The following is a 19,600-nucleotide window of genomic DNA, read 5'->3' on the forward strand; positions in this document are numbered from 1 at the left end:
GGGCAAGAGGGCCTCTCTGGTCGCCGGTGCAGATGTCGCAATCCACACCAGGCCAGAAGGCCCTCACTCAATTCAAGATCCCTCAGCCGAGACCTGTGTCACCAACCTCCGTGGACAGAACACCTAGTCGTCTGGCGCGAGGGCACACCCGAGACCGTGCCCGCAGCAGCACCGCCCTATCCGGCCCGGACGATCGACATCTCGACCGGCTGGGAGGGCCGCCTGGTCCCCACCCTGGACAACACCTGGGGCGACCTCGCGCTGCCCGCCGGCTCGTCCGTCGACGAGCCGCAGATCTGGACCATGCGGTGGACCGAGACCGACGCCCCCGAAGCACACTGGGAGCAGACTCGGGCGACGTACGGCAACCGGGTGCGCGTCCTGCCCCCGGTGCCCGCGGCGAAGGCCCCCGGCCCGCTGGACCGTGCGTCCGCCGCACGCGTCCTGGCCGGAGAGCTGCCGCTCGTCGCGCCGGACGAGGACTGGGCCGTCTCGCTGTACTCGTCGAGCCGCGGGATCCCGGACCCGGACGGATTGCTGGGCAACAAGGGGCTTGTGACAGAGGAGTTCGTACGGGTCCCGGTCCCCGGCAGCGGAAGCGTCGCCCGGGTCCGGGCGATCGTCGAGACCGACCACCGCGGAACTGCCGATCTGCACGTGGGTGCGGCGGCTGCCAAGCGTGTGTGGTGGAACGGCGAGCAGGTGCCCACGGGCAGCGGCTATCTGGTGACCACCCGGGTGGAGGTGGCACAGCCGCACAACATCCTGGAATACGAACTGTCAGAAGCCCAGGACCGGCCGTCCCAGATCTCGGCCAAAGCCCATGCCCCGCTGGGCAGTTACTTCTGTCTGTCCCGTCCGGACGGGTTCGCGCAGCGCCCGCAGTTCATGTGTCTGCCCGAGGGCGTGTGCCCGGACGGCAGCGTCACCTACCGGGGGCGACTGCGTCTTCCCTGCGACGACGCGCGGGCAGTGCTCGTCGTGGGCGCCGCGGCAGGAGTCACCGTGCTCCTCGACGGCGCGATCGTGGCGCGGCAGGAGAAGGTCGAGTACTACGAGTCCGACTGGGGCGCCGTACCGATGTTCTTCCGCCACGAACTGGCCCTCGGGGCAGGCGATCACGTTCTTGAGGTCGTGGCCGACAGCGTCCTCGCGCGGGACGTGGTGTTCGTCGACTTGGTGGCCTGCGCAGGGTCGGACGCGACCGCGCTGGTCAGCGGCGCGGGCTGGGAGGCCGAGACGGGGGAGTGGCATGGCCGTACGGCTGAATCCGCAGGCAGGCGGGGGGAGTTGCAGCACTGCCACGCCGCCGTACGACCGCACCCGTTGCCGGACGCCGAGTGGCTCACCGGCGCACCGGTGCTGGGCGTCGCGGTCCTGCCCGTGCGATCCACCGACGACGTCCGCGAGCGAGCCCAGCGCTTCCGCTTCACCGTGCCGCCGGGCACCGTGTCGCTCGACCTGCCGCTGGAGCTCCCCGCGCGGGTGAGAATCGCGGACGCTGCTGAACAGCCCCTCGACCGGCGGAACCTGACGCTGCCTCAACCCCTCGGGGAACCCACGGAGATCGAGATCGTCACCGCCCCCACGGCGGTGCTGCGCGGCGGCTCCGCCTGGCGCGGGCCGGTGCGCGTCGGCACCGTGCCGGCGCCGCTGCCGCTGGGGGACTGGCGGTCGCTGGGGCTGGGCGGCTGGAGCGGAGGCGTGACCTACGCACGTGACCTGGAGGTGCCGCCCGGTCCCGACCCGGTGCTGGACCTGGGCCGGGTGCGCGGCAGCGTCGCGGTCCACGTCGACGGGGAGCGGATCGGCGAGGCGTTCTGCGCGCCGTACCGTTTCGGGCTGCCCGGCGCCGCGGGGCGCACCGTACGGATCGAGGTGACCGTCCACAACACCCTGGCCCCGTATCTCGCCGAAGCCACCCCGACCGCCTGGGCCTTCCCCTCTCAGCTCTCGTCGGGGCTGCTGGGGCCGGTGACGCTCCGGTTGCCGGACTCAGACGCCGGCGAGTGACCGAGTGGAGTCCCGCAGCACCAGCCCGGGCGCGAACACCCTTGCCTCATGGGCGTGTTCGGCGCGGGCCTCCACCTCGTCGAGCAGCATCTCCACGGCCGCCCGGCCCAGATCCTCGACCGGCTGGCGGACCGTCGTCAGGGTCGTCCCCACGAAGCTTGCGATGTCGAGGTCGCCGTAGCCGACGACCTGCACGTCCTCGGGAACCTTCACGCCCCGCTCGGCCAGGCCGCGGCACAGCCCGGCGGCGAGGAAGTCGTTGGTGCAGAAGGCCCCGTCGGGCAGGTCGTCGAGCCGACGGGCGATCTCCATGCCGTACGCCACCGTCATCTCCTCGGCGACCACCTGGCCCAGCCGCGCCTCACGCCGGGTGCGCACGGCCTGGCGGGCGCCCTGGTAGCGGTCGGCGCACTGCCGTATCGACCGCTCCCCGTTCACCACGAGGATGTCGCGCGCCCCGCAGTCCAGCAGGTGCTGCACGGCGATACGGCCGCCGGCGATGTCGTCGACGGAGACGGAGCAGCCGTCCTGGGCCGGCATCGCACGGTCCGCCAGGACCAGCGGGATGCCGCGTTCGCGCAGCCGGTTGAGCCGGGTGGGGTCGGCGCTGAGCGGGACGACCACGGCGCCGACGGCGCGCTGTTCGACGAGCATGGTGAAGTAGCCCTGCTCGCGCTCGGGTTCGTCCCCGCTGTCGCAGAGCACAAGGGAATAACCGTGGTCGTACGCCGCGCCGGCGGCGCCCCGGGCGATGCGCGCGTAGAAGGAGTTGGTCACGTCCGGCAGCACCAGTCCGATCGAGGACGAGTGGCCCGTCCGCAGCCCGGCGGCTCCCGGATGGGGGACGTAGTCGAGCGCCGCGACGGCGTCACGGACCCGCTCGGCGGTGCGGGCGTTGACGCGCTCGGGACGGTTGAGCACGTTCGACACCGTCGACACCGAGACCCCGGCGGCGGCAGCGACGTCCTGGATGCGGGCGGGGCGAACCGGAATGGCGTCCACCCCCTCGCTGTGACTGCCGTGCGGCCAGGCACGACAAGGTCCTGACAGGCGACGCAAGTGTAACGCGGCGGGCTTAAAACGTTTTCCGGTATGCGCGGATCTCATGTACCTCAAAGAGAGCGGGCGTCCGGCCCCCGGCTGCGGTCAGCGGTTCGGATCATAGGTGAGCTGCTTGATCTGGCGCAGGACGAGGGACGTCTCGACCGCTTGGATGCCGTCGAGGACACCGATCTTCTCGCTCAGATAGGTGTACAGCTGCTCGGGGCTTCGGAAGCGGGCGGCGACGACGATGTTGGCCTGGCCGGTGGTGGCGGAGGCGAAGTGCACCTCCGGGTGTGCGGCCAGGCTGCGGCCGACATCGGCGAGCGCGCGGGGCAGCACGGTGAGCCACAGCATGGCGCTGACGTCCTGGCCGAGGGGCTCGTGGTCGTACTGCACGTCGAAGTACAGGACGCCGCCGGAGCGCAGGGCTTCGAGTCGCCGTTTGACCGCGGACTCCGTCTGACCGGTGGCCTTCTGCAGCTCGGTGAGGGTCGCCCGGCCGTCATGGCGGAGCACCGCGAGGAGCGCCTCGTCCCCCGCGTCCAGGGTGACGGGTCCGTCGAGAGGTTCCGGAGCCGGCGGACGCAGTGCGGACTCCTGGTCGGGAGTGAGCGCATTCGACTTGGTGAGCCAGCCGTGCGAGCCGCCGTAGAAGGGATGCAGGACGCAGTGGGCGGTCACCGTGAGGATCTGCCGGGTGCGTTGGAGCCGGTCGAAGAGCAACTCGTCCCGCTCCTTGCGGCTGCGGGGTTTCATGCCGCACATGACCTCTGTGCCGCCGGAGATCAGGGACACGTAGAGCGTGTCGGGGCGCTTGGCGAGTGCATCCGCGAGTTGTTCCGCCACGTCCGGGACGCAGCGCAGCCGTACGATCCAGGTCTGCCGGCCGAGCCGGTTCTCGTCCGTCATGCCGAGTACGCGCACATGGGCGGTGTTGTGCAGCCGGCGGTAGCGCCGGGCCACCGTCTGGTCGGAGACTCCGAGGACGGCGGCGATACGGCTGAACGGCGCGCGGCCGTCGAGCTGCAGCGCCTGCAGCACCTGCAGATCGAGGGGATCGAGTGCGGGGGAGTCCACCCGTCCCTCACGCCTCCCGGACCACGTCGGCCACCTGATCGAGCAGCGCCGTCAGCTGGGCGGCCTGCTCGGGCCCCAGCTCCTCGGCGATCCGCTCCTCGATGTCCACGATCACGGCATCGGCCAGGCCCAGGGCCTCGCGGCCGGCATCGGTGAGATGGAGCTCCTGAATGTGGCGGTGGCGCGGATGCGCCCGGCGCTCCAGCAGGCCCCGCTCCTCCAGGCGGGCCACCTGGGAGGCCACGGCCTGCGGCGTGACGTTCAGACGGCGGGCCAGCTCCGCGCCCGTCAGGCCGGGATCGGTATGGACGGAGATCAGCAGGGAGTACTGCGCCGCCGCCATGCCCAGCGGTCGCAGCCGCTGCTCCTTCCGCGCCTGCACGGCCCACTCCGCCCGCCGCAGCGCCCAGGTCACCCGCGACAGGGCATCGGCTGCGACCGGCCCCTCGTCATCGTTTCTCACGCGGCGAGAGTACGACACCTGGACAATCATCAACCACCTGGTGAGTATCAAGCACCTTGACACTAGACAATCACGTGAACAACCATGGGGTCATGTCTCGCACTCTTGCTCTCATCACCGGTGCCTCGTCCGGCATCGGGGCCGCATACGCCCGCCTCCTCGCGGACGACCACGACCTCGTGCTGGTGGCCCGGCGGGTCGACCGCCTCTCGGACCTCGCGGACGAACTCCGCACGGCCGGCGCCGCCGTGGAGGTCCTGTCCGCGGATCTAGGGACGCCCGAAGGCCTCGGCGCGGTGACCAAGCGCCTGGCCGCCGGCGATGTCCGCCTGCTCATCAGCAATGCCGGAGTCGGCGGCTACGCCCCGCTCGCCGACGTCGACCCGGACGAGATCAACCGTCTGCTCGGCCTCAACGCCGTCGCGCCCGTCCAGCTCGCCCGCGCCGCCCTCCCCGGCATGCTGGCCGCCGGCCACGGCACCGTCGTCACGGTCGCCTCACTGCTCGCCTTCAGCGCGGGACAGGACAATCCCCACCTGCCGTCCCGCACCCTGTACGCGGCCGCGAAGGCAGCCACGGTGGCCTTCACCCGGACCCTCGCCCATGAACTCGCCGGCACCGGCGTCCGCGCCCAGGTGGTCTGCCCGGGCCTGGTGGCGACGGAGTTCAACGGCGGAGCCGCGCGCAACATCCCGTTCGCCATGGCCCCCGAAGACGTGGCGCGGGCCGGGCTGGCCGGCCTGCGCCTGGGCGAGACGGTCTGCGTCCCCGGCCTAGAGGACCGCGCCGCCGCACTCGAAGCCCTCCTGGCCGCCGAAACCGCCCTCCTGGCAGGGGGCAATCGGCCGACTCCTGCTGCCCGTTACGGCCGGACCCAGTCCAACTGAGGAGGGGCACCGGGCGGCGTCTTTCGAACGGCGGCGCCTTGGCCTTTCTCGCTCGGGCGGCCGCCGCCCAGTGCGACGTCCCGGGCTTCACCCTGCGTCGTACCGACGGGCACGTTCTGTGGGCGATAAACAGGTGCACCGTGCTGACTGTCCGGGATCCGCCTGAAGTGCGACGCTGGGACGAGACGCATCCGCCGAGGGGACTCGGGAGGGCACCATGGGACGTGACGTGCCGGCCCTGGTGTTCACGCGGGAGGACCGCCGCCGGTACCGGGACAAGATGCACACCTGCCTCGATGTGCTGGCGCAGATGCTCCGCGAGTCGGGCTTCGAGAGCGAGCGCCCCCAGGTCGGGCTGGAGATCGAGCTCAACCTGGTGGACGGCGACGGGCGGCCCGCCATGCGGAACACCGAAGTGCTCCAGGCGATCGCCGATCCCGCCTGGTCGAGCGAGCTGGGCCGCTTCAACCTGGAGATCAACATCCCGCCCCGGCAGCTGACGGCCGGCGGCCCCGGAGCCTGGGAGCAGGAGATCCGCGACGCCCTCAACCACGCCGAGGAACGCGCCGCGGCCGTGGGCGCGCACATGATCATGATCGGAATTCTGCCGACGCTGGAGGAGTCGGACGTGGGCGAGTCGGCGCTGTCCGGCGATCCGCGGTACAAGCTCCTCAACGAGCAGATCTTCGCGGCACGCGGCGAGGACCTGCGGATCCGGGTGGACGGTGTGGAGCGCCTGTCGATGTACGCCGACGCCATCACCCCCGAGGCCGCCTGCACCAGCACCCAGTTCCATCTGCAGGTCGCCCCGAAGGAGTTCGCCGACTACTGGAACGCGGCCCAGGCCGTCGCGGGCGTACAGACCGCCCTGGCGGCCAACTCGCCCTTCCTCTTCGGGAAGGAACTGTGGCGTGAGACCCGCATCCCCCTCTTCGAACAGGCCACCGACACCCGCCCCCAGGAGATCAAGGCTCAGGGAGTCCGCCCCCGGGTGTGGTTCGGAGAGCGTTGGATCACCAGCGTCTTCGACCTCTTCGAGGAGAACGTGCGTTACTTCCCGGCACTCCTGCCGCTGTGCGACGAAGAGGACCCGCAGGAGACGCTGGACAGCGGCGGCGTCCCGCAACTGGGCGAACTGACCCTCCACAACGGCACCATCTACCGCTGGAACCGCCCCGTCTACGCCGTCACCGACAGCGGACCGCATCTGCGCATCGAGAACAGGGTCCTGCCCGCCGGCCCCACCGTCGCCGACATCATCGCCAACGGCGCCTTCTACTACGGCCTCACCCGCGCCCTCGTCGACGAGGACCGCCCGGTGTGGACACGGATGTCCTTCTCGGTCGCCGAGGAGAACCTGCACACCGCGGCCCAGGACGGCATCGATGCTCGCCTGTACTGGCCCGGCGTGGGCGAAGTGCCCGTCACGGAACTGGTGTTGCGGCGCCTGCTGCCGCTGGCCCACCGGGGCCTCGAACTGGCCGGCCTGGACGCGGCCTGGCGCGAACCCCTGCTGGGCATCATCGAACAGCGCTGCGTCACCGCCCGCAACGGCGCCCTGTGGCAGGCGGACATGGTCCACCACCTGGAGAAGACCGGCGCCGACCGCGCGGAGGCACTGCGGCAGATGACCACGACGTACATGGACTACATGCACCTGAACGCGCCGGCGCATACGTGGCCGGTGGACTGAGCTTGCCGGCGGGTCAGTTCATGACCGCGCGGGCCGCGTCGAGGAACGCCAGCCGGTTGTCCTCCAGGTAGTCCCGCACGCTCTCGCCGTCGGGCAGGCCTTCCCACACCGTCCGGTTGAGATCGAGAAGGCGGAGCGTTCGGCCTCGGCCCCCAGCTCGATGAACCGCTCCAGCAGCGCCAGCCGTTCCGCGGTACCGGCGTGCGGCTGCGGGGTGGGGGCGGGCGCAGGCAGCAGGGCGGCATCGTCCTGCCGCAGCACCCCCTCGTGCGCAGCCGTACAGGGCGCGCATGCGCAACGCCACCAGCGACGCTGCGGTCGACTCCCCTTCGGCCACGCGGCCCCCTTTAGAAGGAGCCGGTGGTTGATGGGGTAGCCGTGCAGCAGCAGGACGGGCGTGCCGGCGCCGAACTCGACATGGTGGAGCAGTTGTTCAGTCATGGGTCCATACTCCAACGGTCACACTGCTGGGAGGGCCAAGTACGCAGGTCAGGCGGCGGTCCGTGAATCGGTCCGGCGGGTGGCGCAGGGGTGTTCGGTGAGGACGGGCTGCGGGGCCGGGCGGTGCCGGTGGGCGCGTGGCGTGTCGATGTACTCGGGTGGCGAGGTCGGGTACGTCGGCGGGTGCCGCCCCCCGTGAGAGAGGCGCCGAGCACGGCCGCGTCCAGGATCGCCTGGGCCGCGCCCTGGGCCTGGAACGGCACCATCGCGTGGGCGCTGTCGCCCAGCAGCGTCACCCGTCCGACGTTCCACCGGGCGAGCGGGGTACGGGTGTGGATGCCCCAGCGGAACACCTGCCCCGTGCGTTCCAGGACGCCGAGGACCCGGGGGTCCCAGCCGTCGAACGCGCGCAGTTGCTCTCCCGGCTCGGCCCGGGCGGTCCACGACTCCTGCGCCGACTCCGTTCCGAACACGGCGACGACGTTGAGGAGTTCCCTGCGGCGCACCCAGTAGTGCACGAAGTGCCGGCCCGGTCCGAGCCAGATCCCGGTGTCCGGCAGGTCCAGGTCGGCCACCTCCTCGGCCGGGAGCAGGGCCCGGTAGGCGGCGGTCTTCGAGAAGACCGCCTAGTCCGCGCCGAAGAGCTGCCGGCGGGCCGCCGACCGTATCCCGTCCGCGGCCACGACCAGGTCCGCGGACAGGCGCTCGCCGCTCGCCGTTGTCACGTACGCGGACTCCTCGTCCTGGTCGATTCCCGCGACGACGGTGTTCAGGCGTACCGACCCGGGTGGCACCGCTGCGGCCAGGGCCTGTTGCAGATCGGCCCGGTGGACCTGCAGATACGGCGCCCCGAACTCGTCCTCGACCTCGCGCCCCAGGGCGTAGCGGCAGATCTCCGCCCCGTCGGACCAGGCGCGGAAGCTCAGGTCGGCGGGACGGGCGGCCTGTGCAGCGACCGCGTCGAGCAGGTTCAGCCCGCGCAGGACGCGGGTGGCGTTGGGCGCGAGCTGGATCCCGGCACCGACCTCGGTGAAGCGCGGAGTCTGTTCGACGAGCGTGACGTCATGGCCGGCGCGGCGCAGGCTCAGCGTCGCGGCGAGTCCTCCGATGCCCGCCCCCACGACGATCGCTCTCATGGCACGACCTCACTTCGGCCTCACTTCGCGGATCGCGTCCACGCCCGACGGCCGGTGCGGACAGGGTACGAACACAACTCGGGCGCTGTACAAGGTGTTTCCGGCCAGTCGAGTGCTGCCGGTGTTCAGCCTCGATAGCCCCGCAGCTTCCGGTACAGCGTGGCGCGGGCAATGCCCAGGGCCGCCGCCGTGCGGGCCTTGTTGCCGCCGTGGCGGCGGAGGGCCTCCAGGATGGCGGCGCGCTCGGCGTGCTCCATCGGACTGAGGGGCCGGGGCGCGGGGCCCTCGCGCACGGGGTCCGGCAGCTCGCTGCGCCGGACGGGGCCGGTCGTGCGACGGTGCTCGGCCAATGCCCGTACCAGGTGGGCGAGTTCGGTTACATTGCCGGGCCACGGGTGCCGCTCCAGAGCGCGCAGCGCATCCAGTGTCCAGGTGAGCGGGGGCCGTCCCGGCGTCGGCCGAGGTGTCAGGGCGGTGAGCAACTCCCTGATGTCGTCAGGGCGTTCGCGCAGTGCGGGGAGGGTGACCGAGCGTGCGGCGAGGGTGTCCAGGAGCCGTTGGAGACATGGGCCGGGTGGGGTTCCGGGGGTGTAGGTGACCAGCAGGGGCACACCTGGATGCGCTGCGAGCAGCGAGTTGAGGGCCGCCGTGTCCGGTGGCGCGAGACGCTCGACATGACGGATGAGGACCGGGTGGCCGTTCACCAACTCGGCGGTGTCGATGCGGAGTTCACCTTCCGCCACGTCCATGGTCAAGGGGTTCGCGGCCAGTTCCCGGGCGAGCGACGTCTTGCCGGTGCCGCGCTCCCCGATGAGCAGCAGTGGCTCGGCGGATTCCGCCAGCTCCACCGCACGGCCGACCGCATGCCGCCACGGCACCGATCGCCCGGCCGGCCCCACCACGGTCCGCGCGGCCGAGGCCACGACCGTGGGCCCCACCGGGTCGAGCACGGCGACCGCGCCGACGACCGCGCCCAGGTGAGGCACCGGGGTGAGGACCGCGGTACGTCCCGTGCCGTCCGGGAGCCGGATGCGGCGCAAGGCCGAAGGCGCACCGGAGCCGGCCCCTTCTGAAAGCAGGGCGCCCGCACCCCGCTCCAGCGCCTCCAGCCCCTCCGGCGACAGCAGCCGGGCCGCGGCCTCGCTGACGAGCCGGTTGCGGCCGTCGAGGGCGACGACAGGGTGTGCCTGCTCTCCGACGGCCCGCAAGTACGCGTCCAGCAGCACCCGTTCCGCCGCCCGCGACCGCGAAAGGAGTTCCGCCTCGACGGCGATAGCGGCGGCCTCGGCGAGCGGGGCCCCCGGATGCGGCCCGCACCCGGCGCACAGCCCGGAGGCCACCGTCACCGTGCCCAGCAGCCGCCCGGTCTCCGGCGCCCGCACCGGCACGCTGACCGCGGAGACGTCCTGCCACAGGTCGAGGAAGTGCTCGGGGCCGTGCACCTCGGCGCGGCGGTGGGTGTGCCGCGCGAGGGCCGCGCTGTTGTGGCCGACGACCTGCTCGGAGAGGTCGTGGCAGGGGTCGCTCGGCCCCTGCCCGCTCGCCCACAGCACCCGCAGCCGCTCGTCGGTGAGAACGAGTGAGGTCCGCCCGGTGCCGAGCGTGGGGGCGATCCGGTCGAGAACGGGTCGGGCCGCATTGAGCAGGGGAGGCTCCGGCGCCCGTAGAGAATGCCGAGGAGCGCCCGCCGCCGGGTCCTGGACGTCGTGTCGTACGCCGAAGAACCGGGCACGCTTCCAGGCGGCGACGACGTCCTCCGGCACCCCGTCCGGCAGTTGCTGACCCAGTAGGAACAACTCGCGGGCCCTGCGCAGCGAAGCGAGGGCAGGGCGGACGGCGGGGTGTTCGGCGGTGGTCACGGCACCGTTCACCCTATCGGGGGCGGTTGAACGCGCAACAAACCGGTAGTGGTGCGGCGCAGTGTCTCGTATTGAGACACCCGAGTTCCCGGCTCCGCGTACATGATCTTGAACAGTCGGCGCCTGTTCTCATTCCCTGGAGCGTTTCCCGTGCACACCGTCGAGCCCGATGTCGTGACCGACGTACTGATCGTCGGAAGCGGCCCCGCGGGCGCCTCCGCCGCGCTCGCCCTCAGCACCTACGGCGTACCGAACATCGTCGTCACCCGCTACGCGAGCCTCGCCGACACACCCCGGGCACACATCACCAACCAGCGCACCATGGAGGTACTGCGTGACCTCGGCGTGGAGCAGGAGGTCGTGGCCAGGGCGACCCCGCAGCACCTGATGGGCAACACCACCTTCTGCACCAGCCTCGCCGGCGAGGAGCTCGGCCGGGTCCGCTCCTGGGGCAACGACCCGCTCGTCCAGGCCGAGCACGAACTCGCCAGCCCCACCCGCATGTGCGACATGCCTCAGCACCTCATGGAGCCCGTGCTCATCGATGCCGCCGTGGCGCGCGGCACGCAGCTGCGCTTCAGCACGGTCTACAAGTCCTTCGCCCAGGACGACTTCGGGGTGACGGTGACCGTCGAGGACCGGCTGCGCGGCGACGAGTACACCATCCGCGCCAAGTACCTGATCGGCGCGGACGGCGGCCGCTCGCAGGTCGCCGAGGACGCCGGGCTGCCGATGGGCGGCCAGATGGGGGTCGCCGGGAGCATCAACATCGTCTTCGACGCGGACTTGTCCAAGTACACCGCGCACCGGCCCTCCACCCTCTACTGGGTGCTCACCCCCGGCGCCACCGTCGGAGGCATCGGGGCCGGCCTGGTGCGCTGCGTCCGGCCCTGGCACGAGTGGCTGATCGTCTGGGGCTACGACGTCACCGCCGGCGCCCCCGACCTGACCACCGAGTACGCCGAGTCCGTCGTACGCCAACTGGTCGGCGACGACGACATCCCCGTAACCATCAGGTCGTCCTCGGCCTGGACCGTCAACGAGATGTACGCCGAGACCTACTCCGACGGCCGGGTCTTCTGCGCCGGAGACGCCACGCACCGCCATCCGCCGTCCAACGGCCTCGGCTCCAACACCTCGATCCAGGACTCCTACAACCTGGCCTGGAAGCTCAAGCTCGTCCTCGACGGCACCGCGTCCCCGAAGCTCCTGGACACCTACACCGCCGAACGCGCCCCGATCGGCAGGCAGATCGTCACCCGCGCCAACAAGTCCATCGGCGAGACCGCCCCGATCTTCGAGGCGCTCGACGGACTCTCCCCGCAGACCCCCGAGCAACTGTGGGCCAACATCGCCGCCCGCAAGGAGGATTCGGAGGCGGCGCAGAAGCAGCGGGCGAAGCTGCGCGAGGCGATCGCCTTCAAGATGTACGAGTTCAACGCGCACGGCGTCGACCTCAACCAGCGCTACACCTCCGCAGCGATCGTCCCCGACGGCACCGACGACCCCGGCTTCGACCGCGACCCCGAGCTGCACCACCAGCCCTCCTCCCGCCCCGGCGCCAAGCTCCCGCACGCCTGGATCACCTCGGGCACCCGCACCCTGTCCACGCTCGACACCGTCGGCCGGGGCCGCTTCACCCTGATCACCGGCATCGGCGGGGCGGACTGGGTGCGCGCTGCCGAGGCCCAGGACCTGGAGATCGCCACCGTCGTCATCGGACCCGGCCAGGAGTACGAGGACCCGTACGGCGACTGGGCGCGGCTGAGCGAGGTGGCCGACGGGGGAGCGCTGCTCGTACGGCCCGACGGGTACGTGGCGTTCCGGCACGCAACGGCGGCCGTGTCCGGCGAGCAGGCCGAGCTGCTGCTGGGCCAGACCGTGCGGCGGATCCTCGGGCACGCCTGACGGCGACTGTCCGGAACTGAGACGGCGACAGTTCAGAACTGAAAGGTGAACCACATGCCCCTCGGACTGCTCCGGCGGCGACTGAAGAATGCCTCCGGGAGCCCCGCGGGGCTCACGCTGCCGGTCCCGTCCGGCGCGGGCGTCCTCGTGCGCGAGGTCCTCGACCCGGTGAACCAGCCCCTCGGCGGCGCCGATGTGACGGTGACGGAACTCCGCGGCCACCAGGTCTCGGCGCGCGGCACCACGGACCCGTACGGCCTGTTCATGGCGGTCCTGCCGCCGGGCGGCTACAGCCTGATGGTCGTGGCGGAGGGGCTGGAACCCCACCGGGAGACGGTCGAGGTCGTCGCCGAGGCCGGCGTCGAGTCGCAGCGCGTATGGCTCCAGCCGGCCCGGCAGGCGGAGCTCCCGGTCCCCGGCACCTGGCTCTTCGATCCGCCGCACACGGCGATCCGCTTCATCGCCAAGCATGTCGGCATGGCCCATGTGCACGGCCGTTTCGAACGTTTCGAGGGCGGCATCCAGGTCGCCCAGGACGTGTCCGACTCCCGGGTCCACGTGCGCATCGACGCTTCGAGCATCACCACGGGCAACAACACCCGGGACACACATCTGCGTTCCGCCGACTTCCTCGATGTCGACCGCTTTCCGTACATCGACTTCAGGAGCACCCGCTTCGCCTACCGGGGCGGCCGCAAGTGGTCACTGCTGGGCAGCCTGACGATGCATGGCGTCAGTCGCTCGGTGTCACTGGACACGACCTACCTCGGCATGGTCAACGGCGGCTACGGCGAGGAACTCCGCTGCGCCGCGCTCGCCAAGGCCGAGCTGCACCGCGAGGACTACACCCTCAACTGGCGTTCCATGCTTGCCCGTGGGATCGCGGTGGTCGGACCGACGGTCCAACTGGAGCTGGATGTCCAGGCGATGTACCGCACGCATGACACACCGACACCACCCGAGTAGTTCACTCAGCGGAGTCATGCGACACACCCTGCGCACCAATTCTTCACGGGGATGGGGGTAAGAAGATGTCCAAAACTGAAGCAGTGGGCGTAGGGTCCGATCATGCACGGCCCGAACGACCGAAATTCCTCCCCCCGCCTGGCTGATCTGGCGCAACTCGTCCGTCTGCCCGCCGCGTTGAGCGTGCCCGGTGACGTCCTGGCGGGAGCCGTCGCGAGCACCGGGATGCCCCCGCCTCGCATCCTCGGCACCATGGCATCGTCCGTCGCCCTCTACTGGGCCGGAATGGCGCTCAACGACTACGCGGACGCGACCGTCGACGCGGTGGAGCGACCCGAACGCCCCGTCCCCTCCGGGCGAGTCGCCCGCCGTACCGCGCTGGCCACCGCATGCGGTCTCACCGCGGCCGGCCTCGGCCTGGCCGCCCTGACCGGCGGACGGCAGGCGCTGGGCGTTGCCCTTCCGCTCACCGGGTTGGTCTGGGCGTACGACCTGGGCCTCAAGTCCACTCCGGCCGGTCCCGCCGCCATGGCGGGCGCACGGGCGCTGAACGTCCTGGCCGGGGCGGAGCCGGGACGCCGGGCGTCCGCGCTGCCGGCCGCCCTGCTGACCGGCGCGCATACCTACACGGTCACGGCACTGAGCCGCCACGAGGTGTCGGGTGCGACGCGTGCGCTGCCCGCCACCACTCTGGCGGGATCCACCGCAACCGCCTTGGCAGCCGCGGCACTTCCCGGCGTACGACGACGTAACGCGTCCGCCCGGATCGGCGCCGCCGTCGGAGCGCTCGGCTACCTCGCCTCGTACGGCACCGCGCAGGCACGCGCGGCGCGTGAGCCCTCCGCTGTGAACGTCCGCAATGCCGTCGGCACCGGGATCATGTCGCTGATGCCCCTGCAGGCGGCGCTCACCGCGGGCGGCGGGGGAGCGGGGCTCGCCGGGGTGCTGGCCGCGGCGCATCCGCTGGCGCGCAGACTCGCCCGGAAGGTGTCGCCGACGTGACCCCGATACCCGCCGAGCGGCTCCGGTTCGGGTTCGGCACCAACGGCTTCGTCAACCACCGCCTCGACGACGTACTGACCGTGCTCGCCGACCTGGGCTACGACTCCGTCGGCCTCACCCTCGACCATGCCCACCTCGACCCGTTCGCCGCCGACCTGCCCCGGCAAGTCGCCCATCTGGCACGGCGGTTGGACCGCCTCGGCCTGGCGGTCATGGTGGAGACCGGGGCGCCGTACCTGCTGGATCCCTGGCACCAGCACCTCCCCACCCTGATGTCCGCCTCCGGCGCCGAGCGGCGCCTCGACCTCCTGGCGCGCGCCGTGCGCATCGCCGCCGACCTGGGCGCCCCGGCCGTCCACCTGTGCAGCGGCCCGGCACCCGAGGGAGTGCCGGAGGAGGAGGCCTTCAAGCGGCTGACCGCGGGATGCGAAGAGGTCCTGGACATCGCCCGCGAGCACGGAGTGGCCCTGGGGTTCGAGCCCGAGCCGTACATGTTCATCGACACCGTGCAACGCGTGCTGGACCTGCGCCACCGGCTCGGCGACCCCGACGGGTTCGGCATCACGCTCGACATCGGCCACGCGCACTGCGTCGACGACCTGCCCCTGCTCGACTGCATCGCCCTGACGGCGCCGCATCTGGTGAACGTGCAGATCGAGGACATGCGGCGCGGTGTGCACGAGCATCTCGAACTCGGCGCGGGCGAGATCGACTTCCCGCCCGTGCTGGCCGCGCTGAAGGCCGCCGGTTACCGGGGGCCCGTGTCCGTGGAGATCCAGGGCGCCTCCCTGAACGCCCCCCAAGTGGCCTACCGCTCCCTGGAGTTCCTGAAGGCCGCCGAGCCCGTCTGACGCCGAGCCGTCAGGGCGAGTGCGTCGTACAGCATCAACTACCCACCCCCGTAAGAGCGTTGCCGTACCCATATCCGAAACAGGAGGTATGCGCGGTGGACCCCCACATCCCACCAACCGCCCTCGACCGACAGCTCACCGCCGAAGCGCAGCGCTGGCTGACGGATGCCGTCGCCCGCGTCGGCCAGGACCCGGCCGCCGTGCGCAGCGTCTTCCCGGCGGTCGCCAGGCGCTGCGGTCGTGGACCGCTCGTGGCCGGCTGGACGGTGGCCGACGCCGCCCGCGCCCGGCTGCTGGCCGCCCTGCCGCTGCGCGGAGCAGCCCTCGCCGAGGAGATCACCGCCCTCCACCGGTACGGAGACGCCGCCGAACAGCGGGCGGTGCTGCGCTCGTTGGCCCTGCTGGAGGACGCCGACACCTCGTTCGGCGCCCTCGGACTGCCGCTGGTGACCGCAGCGCTGCGGGGCAACGACACGGACCTGATCGAGGCGGCCCTCGGCCCGTACGCCGCCCGCCACCTCGACTACGACGGCTACCGGCACGCCGTGCTGAAGTGCGTCTTCTGCGGCATCCCCCTGGACCGGATCGCGGGCCTGGCGGAGCGGGCGGACCGTGAACTCGCCCGCATGCTGGCCGACTTCGCCCATGAGCGGGTCGCCGCCGGCCGTGCCGTACCCGCCGACGTCTGGCCGGTCCTGCGCGCCCACCCCGGCACGCTGGAGGCCTCCGGGCTGCCCGCCGAAACCGGCTCACCCGTGCCCGACCGCCGCGAGGCAGCCGTACGGGCCCTCGCCGCCTACTCCGCCACCGCGCCCGCAGGAGCCGCATGATGCGTATCTTCGACCCCCACATCCATATGACCTCCCGCACCACCGACGACTACGAGGCGATGTACGCGGCGGGCGTCCGCGCGGTGGTGGAGCCGTCGTTCTGGCTCGGCCAGCCGCGCACCTCGGTGGACAGCTTCACCGACTACTTCGACGCGCTGCTGGGCTGGGAGCCCTACCGCGCCGCCCAGTTCGGCATCCAGCACCGCTGCACCGTCGCCCTCAACCCGAAGGAGGCCAACGACCCACGCTGTACAGGGGTGTTGGACGTCCTGCCGCGCTACCTCGCCAAGGACCGGGTGGTGGCCGTCGGCGAGATCGGCTACGACTCCATGACCCCGGAGGAGGACGAGGCGCTGGCCCGCCAGCTCCAACTCGCCGTCGAGCACGACCTGCCGGTGCTGGTCCACACCCCGCACCGGGACAAGGCCGTCGGCACCCGCCGCACCCTCGACGTGGTCCGCGAGTCCGGCATCCCGCCCGAGCGCGTCCTCGTCGACCACCTCAACGAACTCACCGTCGCCATGGTCGCCGACAGCGGCTGCTGGATGGGCTTCTCCATCTACCCGGACACCAAGATGAGCGAGGACCGCATGGTGCGGATCCTCCAGGAGCACGGCACCGAGCGGAAACTCGTCAACTCGGCCGCCGACTGGGGCCGTAGCGATCCCCTGAAGACCCGGAAGACCGCGAACGCGATGCTCGCCGCCGGCTTCGACGACGACACCGTCGACCAGGTCATGTGGCGCAACCCGGTCGCCTTCTACGGCCAGAGCGGACGCCTGGACCTGGAGGACATCAAGGCGGACGACACCGCCCTCTTCGAGGGCAACTCGATCAAGCGCGGCGGGGAGTGAACCGGAGTTGCGCTTCCAGCACGCCGACGGCACGACCGTCCACCTCGCCTACTGCAGCAACGTCCACCAGGCCGAGGACGTCGACGGAGTGGTCGCCCAGCTCGCCGCCTACGCCGAGCCCGTACGGGAATCCCTCGACGCCGGCCTGCTCGGCATCGGCCTGTGGCTGGCCCGCGACGTCGTCACCGAACTCTCCGCCCGGCCCGACGCCGTACGCCGCCTGCGTACCGAACTGACCGCACGCGGCCTGGAGACCGTCACCCTCAACGCCTTCCCCTACGGAGGATTCCATCGCGAGGTGGTCAAGAAGGACGTCTACCTGCCCGACTGGGGCGACCCCGCCCGCCTGCGCTACACCGTGGACTGCGCCCGGGTGCTCGCCGGACTGCTCCCCGACGACATACGGCGCGGCAGTGTCTCGACCCTCCCCCTGGCCTGGCGCACCCCCTGGCCCGCGGACCGACGTGACTCCGCCCGCCGCGCCCTGGACCAACTCGCCGCCGAACTGGCCGAGTTGGAGCGCGAGTCGGGCCGTACGATCCGGGTCGGCTTCGAACCCGAACCCGGATGCCTGGTGGAGAACACCGTCCAGGCCGCCCGGGAACTCGGGGGAGTGGATCCCGAGCGGCTCGGGATCTGCCTGGACACCTGCCATCTCGCCGTGCAGTTCGAGGAACCGGCAGCGGCCCTGCGCCGCCTCGCCGACGCCGGCCTCCCGGTCGTCAAGGTGCAGGCGTCCAGCGCCCTCCAGGCCGACGACCCCGCCGACCCGGGGGCGCGCCGCGCGCTCGCCCGGTTCGCCGAACCATGCTTCCTGCACCAGACCCGTACGGCCCCCGGCGGTGCCGTCACGGGCGTGGACGACCTCCCCGAGGCCCTGGCCGGCGGCCTGGACCCCGGCTCCCCCTGGCGGGTGCACTTCCACGCCCCGCTGCACGCCCAGCCCGAACCGCCACTGCGCACCACGGCACCCGAACTCACCGCCGCGCTCGGCGAGTTGCTCGGCGGCCCGCAGGCTCTCTGTGACCACATCGAGGTCGAGACCTACACCTGGTCCGTCCTGCCCGAACATCTGCGGCCGCACGACCGCGAGGGCCTCGTCGCGGGCCTGGCCGCCGAACTGGCCTGGACCCGCGACCGGTTCGAGGAACTCGGCCTCAAGCCCCTCACCCGAACGGAGCCCGTCTCATGACAAGACTGGTCGTCCTCGACATAGTCGGCCTCACCCCCCGCATGCTCCGCCACATGCCCGCCGTCTCGGCAGTTGCCCGACAGGGCTTCCAGGCCCGCCTGAACACCGTGCTGCCCGCCGTGACCTGCTCCGTGCAGTCCACCCTGCTCACCGGCGCACCGCCCTCGGAACACGGCATCGTCGGCAACGGCTGGTACTTCCGCGACCTGGGCGAAGTCCTCCTATGGCGTCAGCACAACGCACTGGTCGGCGGCGAGAAACTGTGGCACACCGCGCGCCGGACCAAGCCCGGCTTCAAGGTCGCCAACATCTGCTGGTGGTACGCCATGGGAGCCGATGTCGACTACACCGTCACCCCGCGCCCGGTCTACTACTCCGACGGCCGCAAGGAACCCGACTGCTACACCCGCCCACCCGCCCTGCACGACGAACTCACCGGCAGACTCGGCCCGTTCCCCCTGTTCACCTACTGGGGACCCAACGCAGGCATGCCCTCCAGCCAGTGGATCCTCGCCGCGGCCCGCCAGATCTTCGACGAGCACCGCCCCGACCTCACCCTGGTCTACGTACCGCACCTGGACTACGAGCCCCAGCGCTCCGGCCCCGGCTCGCGCGCCTCCGCCCGCGAGGCACGTCGGCTCGACGACGCCCTGCGCCCCCTGCTCGACCACTTCCGGCGCGAGGACGCCACGGTCGTCATCCTCAGCGAGTACGGCATCGCACCCGCCTCCCGACCGGTCGACATCAACCGCGCCCTGCGCGAGGCCGGGCTGCTGGAGGTCCACACGCAGGACGGCATGGAATACCTCGACCCGTCGACCTCCCGCGCCTTCGCCGTCGCCGACCACCAGATCGCCCACGTCTACGTCCGCGACCCCGCCGACACGGACGCGGTCGCCAAGATCGTCGCCGAACTCCCCGGCGTGGAGCAGGTGTTGGACACCGAGGGCAAGGCGGCCAACGGGCTGGATCACGAACGCTCGGGAGAGCTGGTCGCCGTAGCCGACTCCGACGCCTGGTTCACGTACTACTACTGGCTGGACGACGACCGCGCCCCCGACTTCGCCCGCCAGGTCGAGATCCACCGCAAACCCGGATACGACCCCGCCGAACTCCTCTACGACCCCACCGTGCCCGGTGTGAAGGCCCGCGCCGCCACCCAGGTCGCCCGCAAGAAACTCGGCCTGCGCTACCGCATCCGGACCGTCCCGCTGGACCCCTCCGGCGTCCGCGGCAGCCACGGCCGGCTGCCCGCCGACCCGCAGGACACCCCCGTCCTGCTGTGCTCGCGGCCCGGTCCCGCACGCGACGAGATCGACGCGACCGACGTCAAGGACCTCCTCCTCGACCTGGCCGGCATCACTGCGCCCTGACCACCTGAACC

The 19,600-nt window shown here is 71.5% G+C and carries 16 protein-coding genes and 1 pseudogene; 11 read left to right on the forward strand and 6 right to left on the reverse strand.

The genetic code is table 11. The annotated features are described in order from the left end of the window. Positions 1-123 precede the first annotated feature (123 nt). Positions 124-2,013: pseudogene (locus tag P2Q00_RS49270) on the forward strand (glycosyl hydrolase); the annotation flags it as partial. Here P2Q00_RS49270 and P2Q00_RS49275 read toward each other — a convergent pair. From P2Q00_RS49275 to P2Q00_RS49285, 3 genes are all read right to left on the reverse strand, one after another. Beyond that, positions 1,996-3,015 (reverse strand): LacI family DNA-binding transcriptional regulator, encoded by a 1,020-nt coding sequence (locus tag P2Q00_RS49275; RefSeq protein WP_275781571.1) that lies wholly within the window; start codon positions 3,013-3,015, stop codon positions 1,996-1,998. The pseudogene P2Q00_RS49270 and the gene P2Q00_RS49275 sit on opposite strands and share 18 nt — an antisense overlap. Positions 3,016-3,159: 144 nt before the next feature. Beyond that, the gene (locus P2Q00_RS49280) at positions 3,160-4,134 is read right to left on the reverse strand and encodes an Lrp/AsnC family transcriptional regulator (RefSeq protein WP_275781572.1); all 975 of its coding nucleotides are present in this window, start codon (positions 4,132-4,134) and stop codon (positions 3,160-3,162) included. 7 nt (positions 4,135-4,141) lie between these two features. Next, complete coding sequence (locus P2Q00_RS49285) at positions 4,142-4,597, reverse strand: MarR family winged helix-turn-helix transcriptional regulator (RefSeq protein WP_275781573.1); 456 nt, start codon at positions 4,595-4,597, stop codon at positions 4,142-4,144. 92 nt (positions 4,598-4,689) lie between these two features. Here P2Q00_RS49285 and P2Q00_RS49290 point away from each other — a divergent pair, with 92 nt between their 5' ends. Both P2Q00_RS49290 and P2Q00_RS49295 read left to right on the forward strand, forming a co-directional pair. Then, positions 4,690-5,484 (forward strand): SDR family NAD(P)-dependent oxidoreductase, encoded by a 795-nt coding sequence (locus tag P2Q00_RS49290; RefSeq protein WP_275781574.1) that lies wholly within the window; start codon positions 4,690-4,692, stop codon positions 5,482-5,484. 217 nt (positions 5,485-5,701) lie between these two features. After that, entirely contained in the window at positions 5,702-7,177 is a 1,476-nt protein-coding gene (locus P2Q00_RS49295; protein WP_275781575.1) for a glutamate-cysteine ligase family protein, read from the forward strand. Between the two features lie 437 nt (positions 7,178-7,614). Here P2Q00_RS49295 and P2Q00_RS51240 read toward each other — a convergent pair whose 3' ends face one another. From P2Q00_RS51240 to P2Q00_RS49305, 3 genes are all read right to left on the reverse strand, one after another. Beyond that, positions 7,615-8,193: an FAD-dependent monooxygenase gene (locus tag P2Q00_RS51240; RefSeq protein ID WP_425579589.1), complete on the reverse strand. Its 579-nt coding sequence runs from the start codon at positions 8,191-8,193 to the stop codon at positions 7,615-7,617. A 51-nt stretch (positions 8,194-8,244) separates the two neighbouring features. Continuing rightward, a complete protein-coding gene (locus P2Q00_RS51245; protein ID WP_425579590.1) occupies positions 8,245-8,754 on the reverse strand; it encodes an FAD-dependent monooxygenase in 510 nt (169 codons plus the stop codon). 125 nt (positions 8,755-8,879) lie between these two features. Next, the gene (locus tag P2Q00_RS49305; protein ID WP_275781576.1) at positions 8,880-10,613 is read right to left on the reverse strand and encodes a helix-turn-helix domain-containing protein; all 1,734 of its coding nucleotides are present in this window, start codon (positions 10,611-10,613) and stop codon (positions 8,880-8,882) included. 150 nt (positions 10,614-10,763) lie between these two features. Between P2Q00_RS49305 and P2Q00_RS49310 the strand changes: the two genes are divergently transcribed. The 8 genes from P2Q00_RS49310 (at position 10,764) to P2Q00_RS49345 (ending at position 19,589) form a co-directional block, all read left to right on the forward strand. Further along, positions 10,764-12,521, forward strand: coding sequence for an FAD-dependent oxidoreductase (locus P2Q00_RS49310; RefSeq protein ID WP_275781577.1), 1,758 nt, complete (start codon positions 10,764-10,766; stop codon positions 12,519-12,521). 54 nt (positions 12,522-12,575) lie between these two features. Beyond that, positions 12,576-13,487, forward strand: a complete 912-nt coding sequence (locus tag P2Q00_RS49315; protein ID WP_275781578.1) for a YceI family protein — start codon at positions 12,576-12,578, stop codon at positions 13,485-13,487. 102 nt (positions 13,488-13,589) lie between these two features. Continuing rightward, positions 13,590-14,489 carry an SCO3242 family prenyltransferase gene (locus P2Q00_RS49320; protein WP_275781579.1) on the forward strand — a complete coding sequence of 300 codons (900 nt, stop codon included), beginning with the start codon at positions 13,590-13,592 and terminating at the stop codon, positions 14,487-14,489. Continuing rightward, entirely contained in the window at positions 14,486-15,340 is an 855-nt protein-coding gene (locus tag P2Q00_RS49325; protein WP_275781580.1) for a sugar phosphate isomerase/epimerase family protein, read from the forward strand. The genes P2Q00_RS49320 and P2Q00_RS49325 overlap by 4 nt, the downstream gene beginning before the upstream one ends. A 95-nt stretch (positions 15,341-15,435) precedes the next feature. Further along, a complete protein-coding gene (locus P2Q00_RS49330; RefSeq protein WP_275781581.1) occupies positions 15,436-16,170 on the forward strand; it encodes an EboA domain-containing protein in 735 nt (244 codons plus the stop codon). Next, positions 16,170-17,024 (forward strand): TatD family hydrolase, encoded by an 855-nt coding sequence (locus P2Q00_RS49335; protein ID WP_275781608.1) that lies wholly within the window; start codon positions 16,170-16,172, stop codon positions 17,022-17,024. The genes P2Q00_RS49330 and P2Q00_RS49335 overlap by 1 nt, the downstream gene beginning before the upstream one ends. Before the next feature lie 7 nt (positions 17,025-17,031). After that, positions 17,032-18,216, forward strand: a complete 1,185-nt coding sequence (eboE, locus tag P2Q00_RS49340) for a metabolite traffic protein EboE (protein ID WP_275781583.1) — start codon at positions 17,032-17,034, stop codon at positions 18,214-18,216. Then, positions 18,213-19,589 carry an alkaline phosphatase family protein gene (locus tag P2Q00_RS49345; protein WP_275781585.1) on the forward strand — a complete coding sequence of 459 codons (1,377 nt, stop codon included), beginning with the start codon at positions 18,213-18,215 and terminating at the stop codon, positions 19,587-19,589. The genes eboE and P2Q00_RS49345 overlap by 4 nt, the downstream gene beginning before the upstream one ends. The last annotated feature ends 11 nt before the right edge of the window (positions 19,590-19,600 follow it).

This window comes from Streptomyces coacervatus (genome assembly GCF_029223485.1).
Classification (GTDB): Bacteria; Actinomycetota; Actinomycetes; order Streptomycetales; family Streptomycetaceae; genus Streptomyces; species Streptomyces coacervatus.

Bases quoted from the DNA above. Each gene is read 5' to 3' on its own strand.
- P2Q00_RS49315 (WP_275781578.1), top strand. From the start codon at position 12,576: ATGCCCCTCGGACTGCTCCGGCGGCGACTGAAGAATGCCTCCGGGAGC.
- P2Q00_RS49320 (WP_275781579.1), top strand. From the start codon at position 13,590: ATGCACGGCCCGAACGACCGAAATTCCTCCCCCCGCCTGGCTGATCTG.
- P2Q00_RS49335 (WP_275781608.1), top strand. From the start codon at position 16,170: ATGCGTATCTTCGACCCCCACATCCATATGACCTCCCGCACCACCGAC.
- P2Q00_RS49290 (WP_275781574.1), top strand. From the start codon at position 4,690: ATGTCTCGCACTCTTGCTCTCATCACCGGTGCCTCGTCCGGCATCGGG.
- P2Q00_RS51245 (WP_425579590.1), bottom strand. From the start codon at position 8,754: ATGAGAGCGATCGTCGTGGGGGCGGGCATCGGAGGACTCGCCGCGACG.
- P2Q00_RS49345 (WP_275781585.1), top strand. From the start codon at position 18,213: ATGACAAGACTGGTCGTCCTCGACATAGTCGGCCTCACCCCCCGCATG.
- P2Q00_RS49295 (WP_275781575.1), top strand. From the start codon at position 5,702: ATGGGACGTGACGTGCCGGCCCTGGTGTTCACGCGGGAGGACCGCCGC.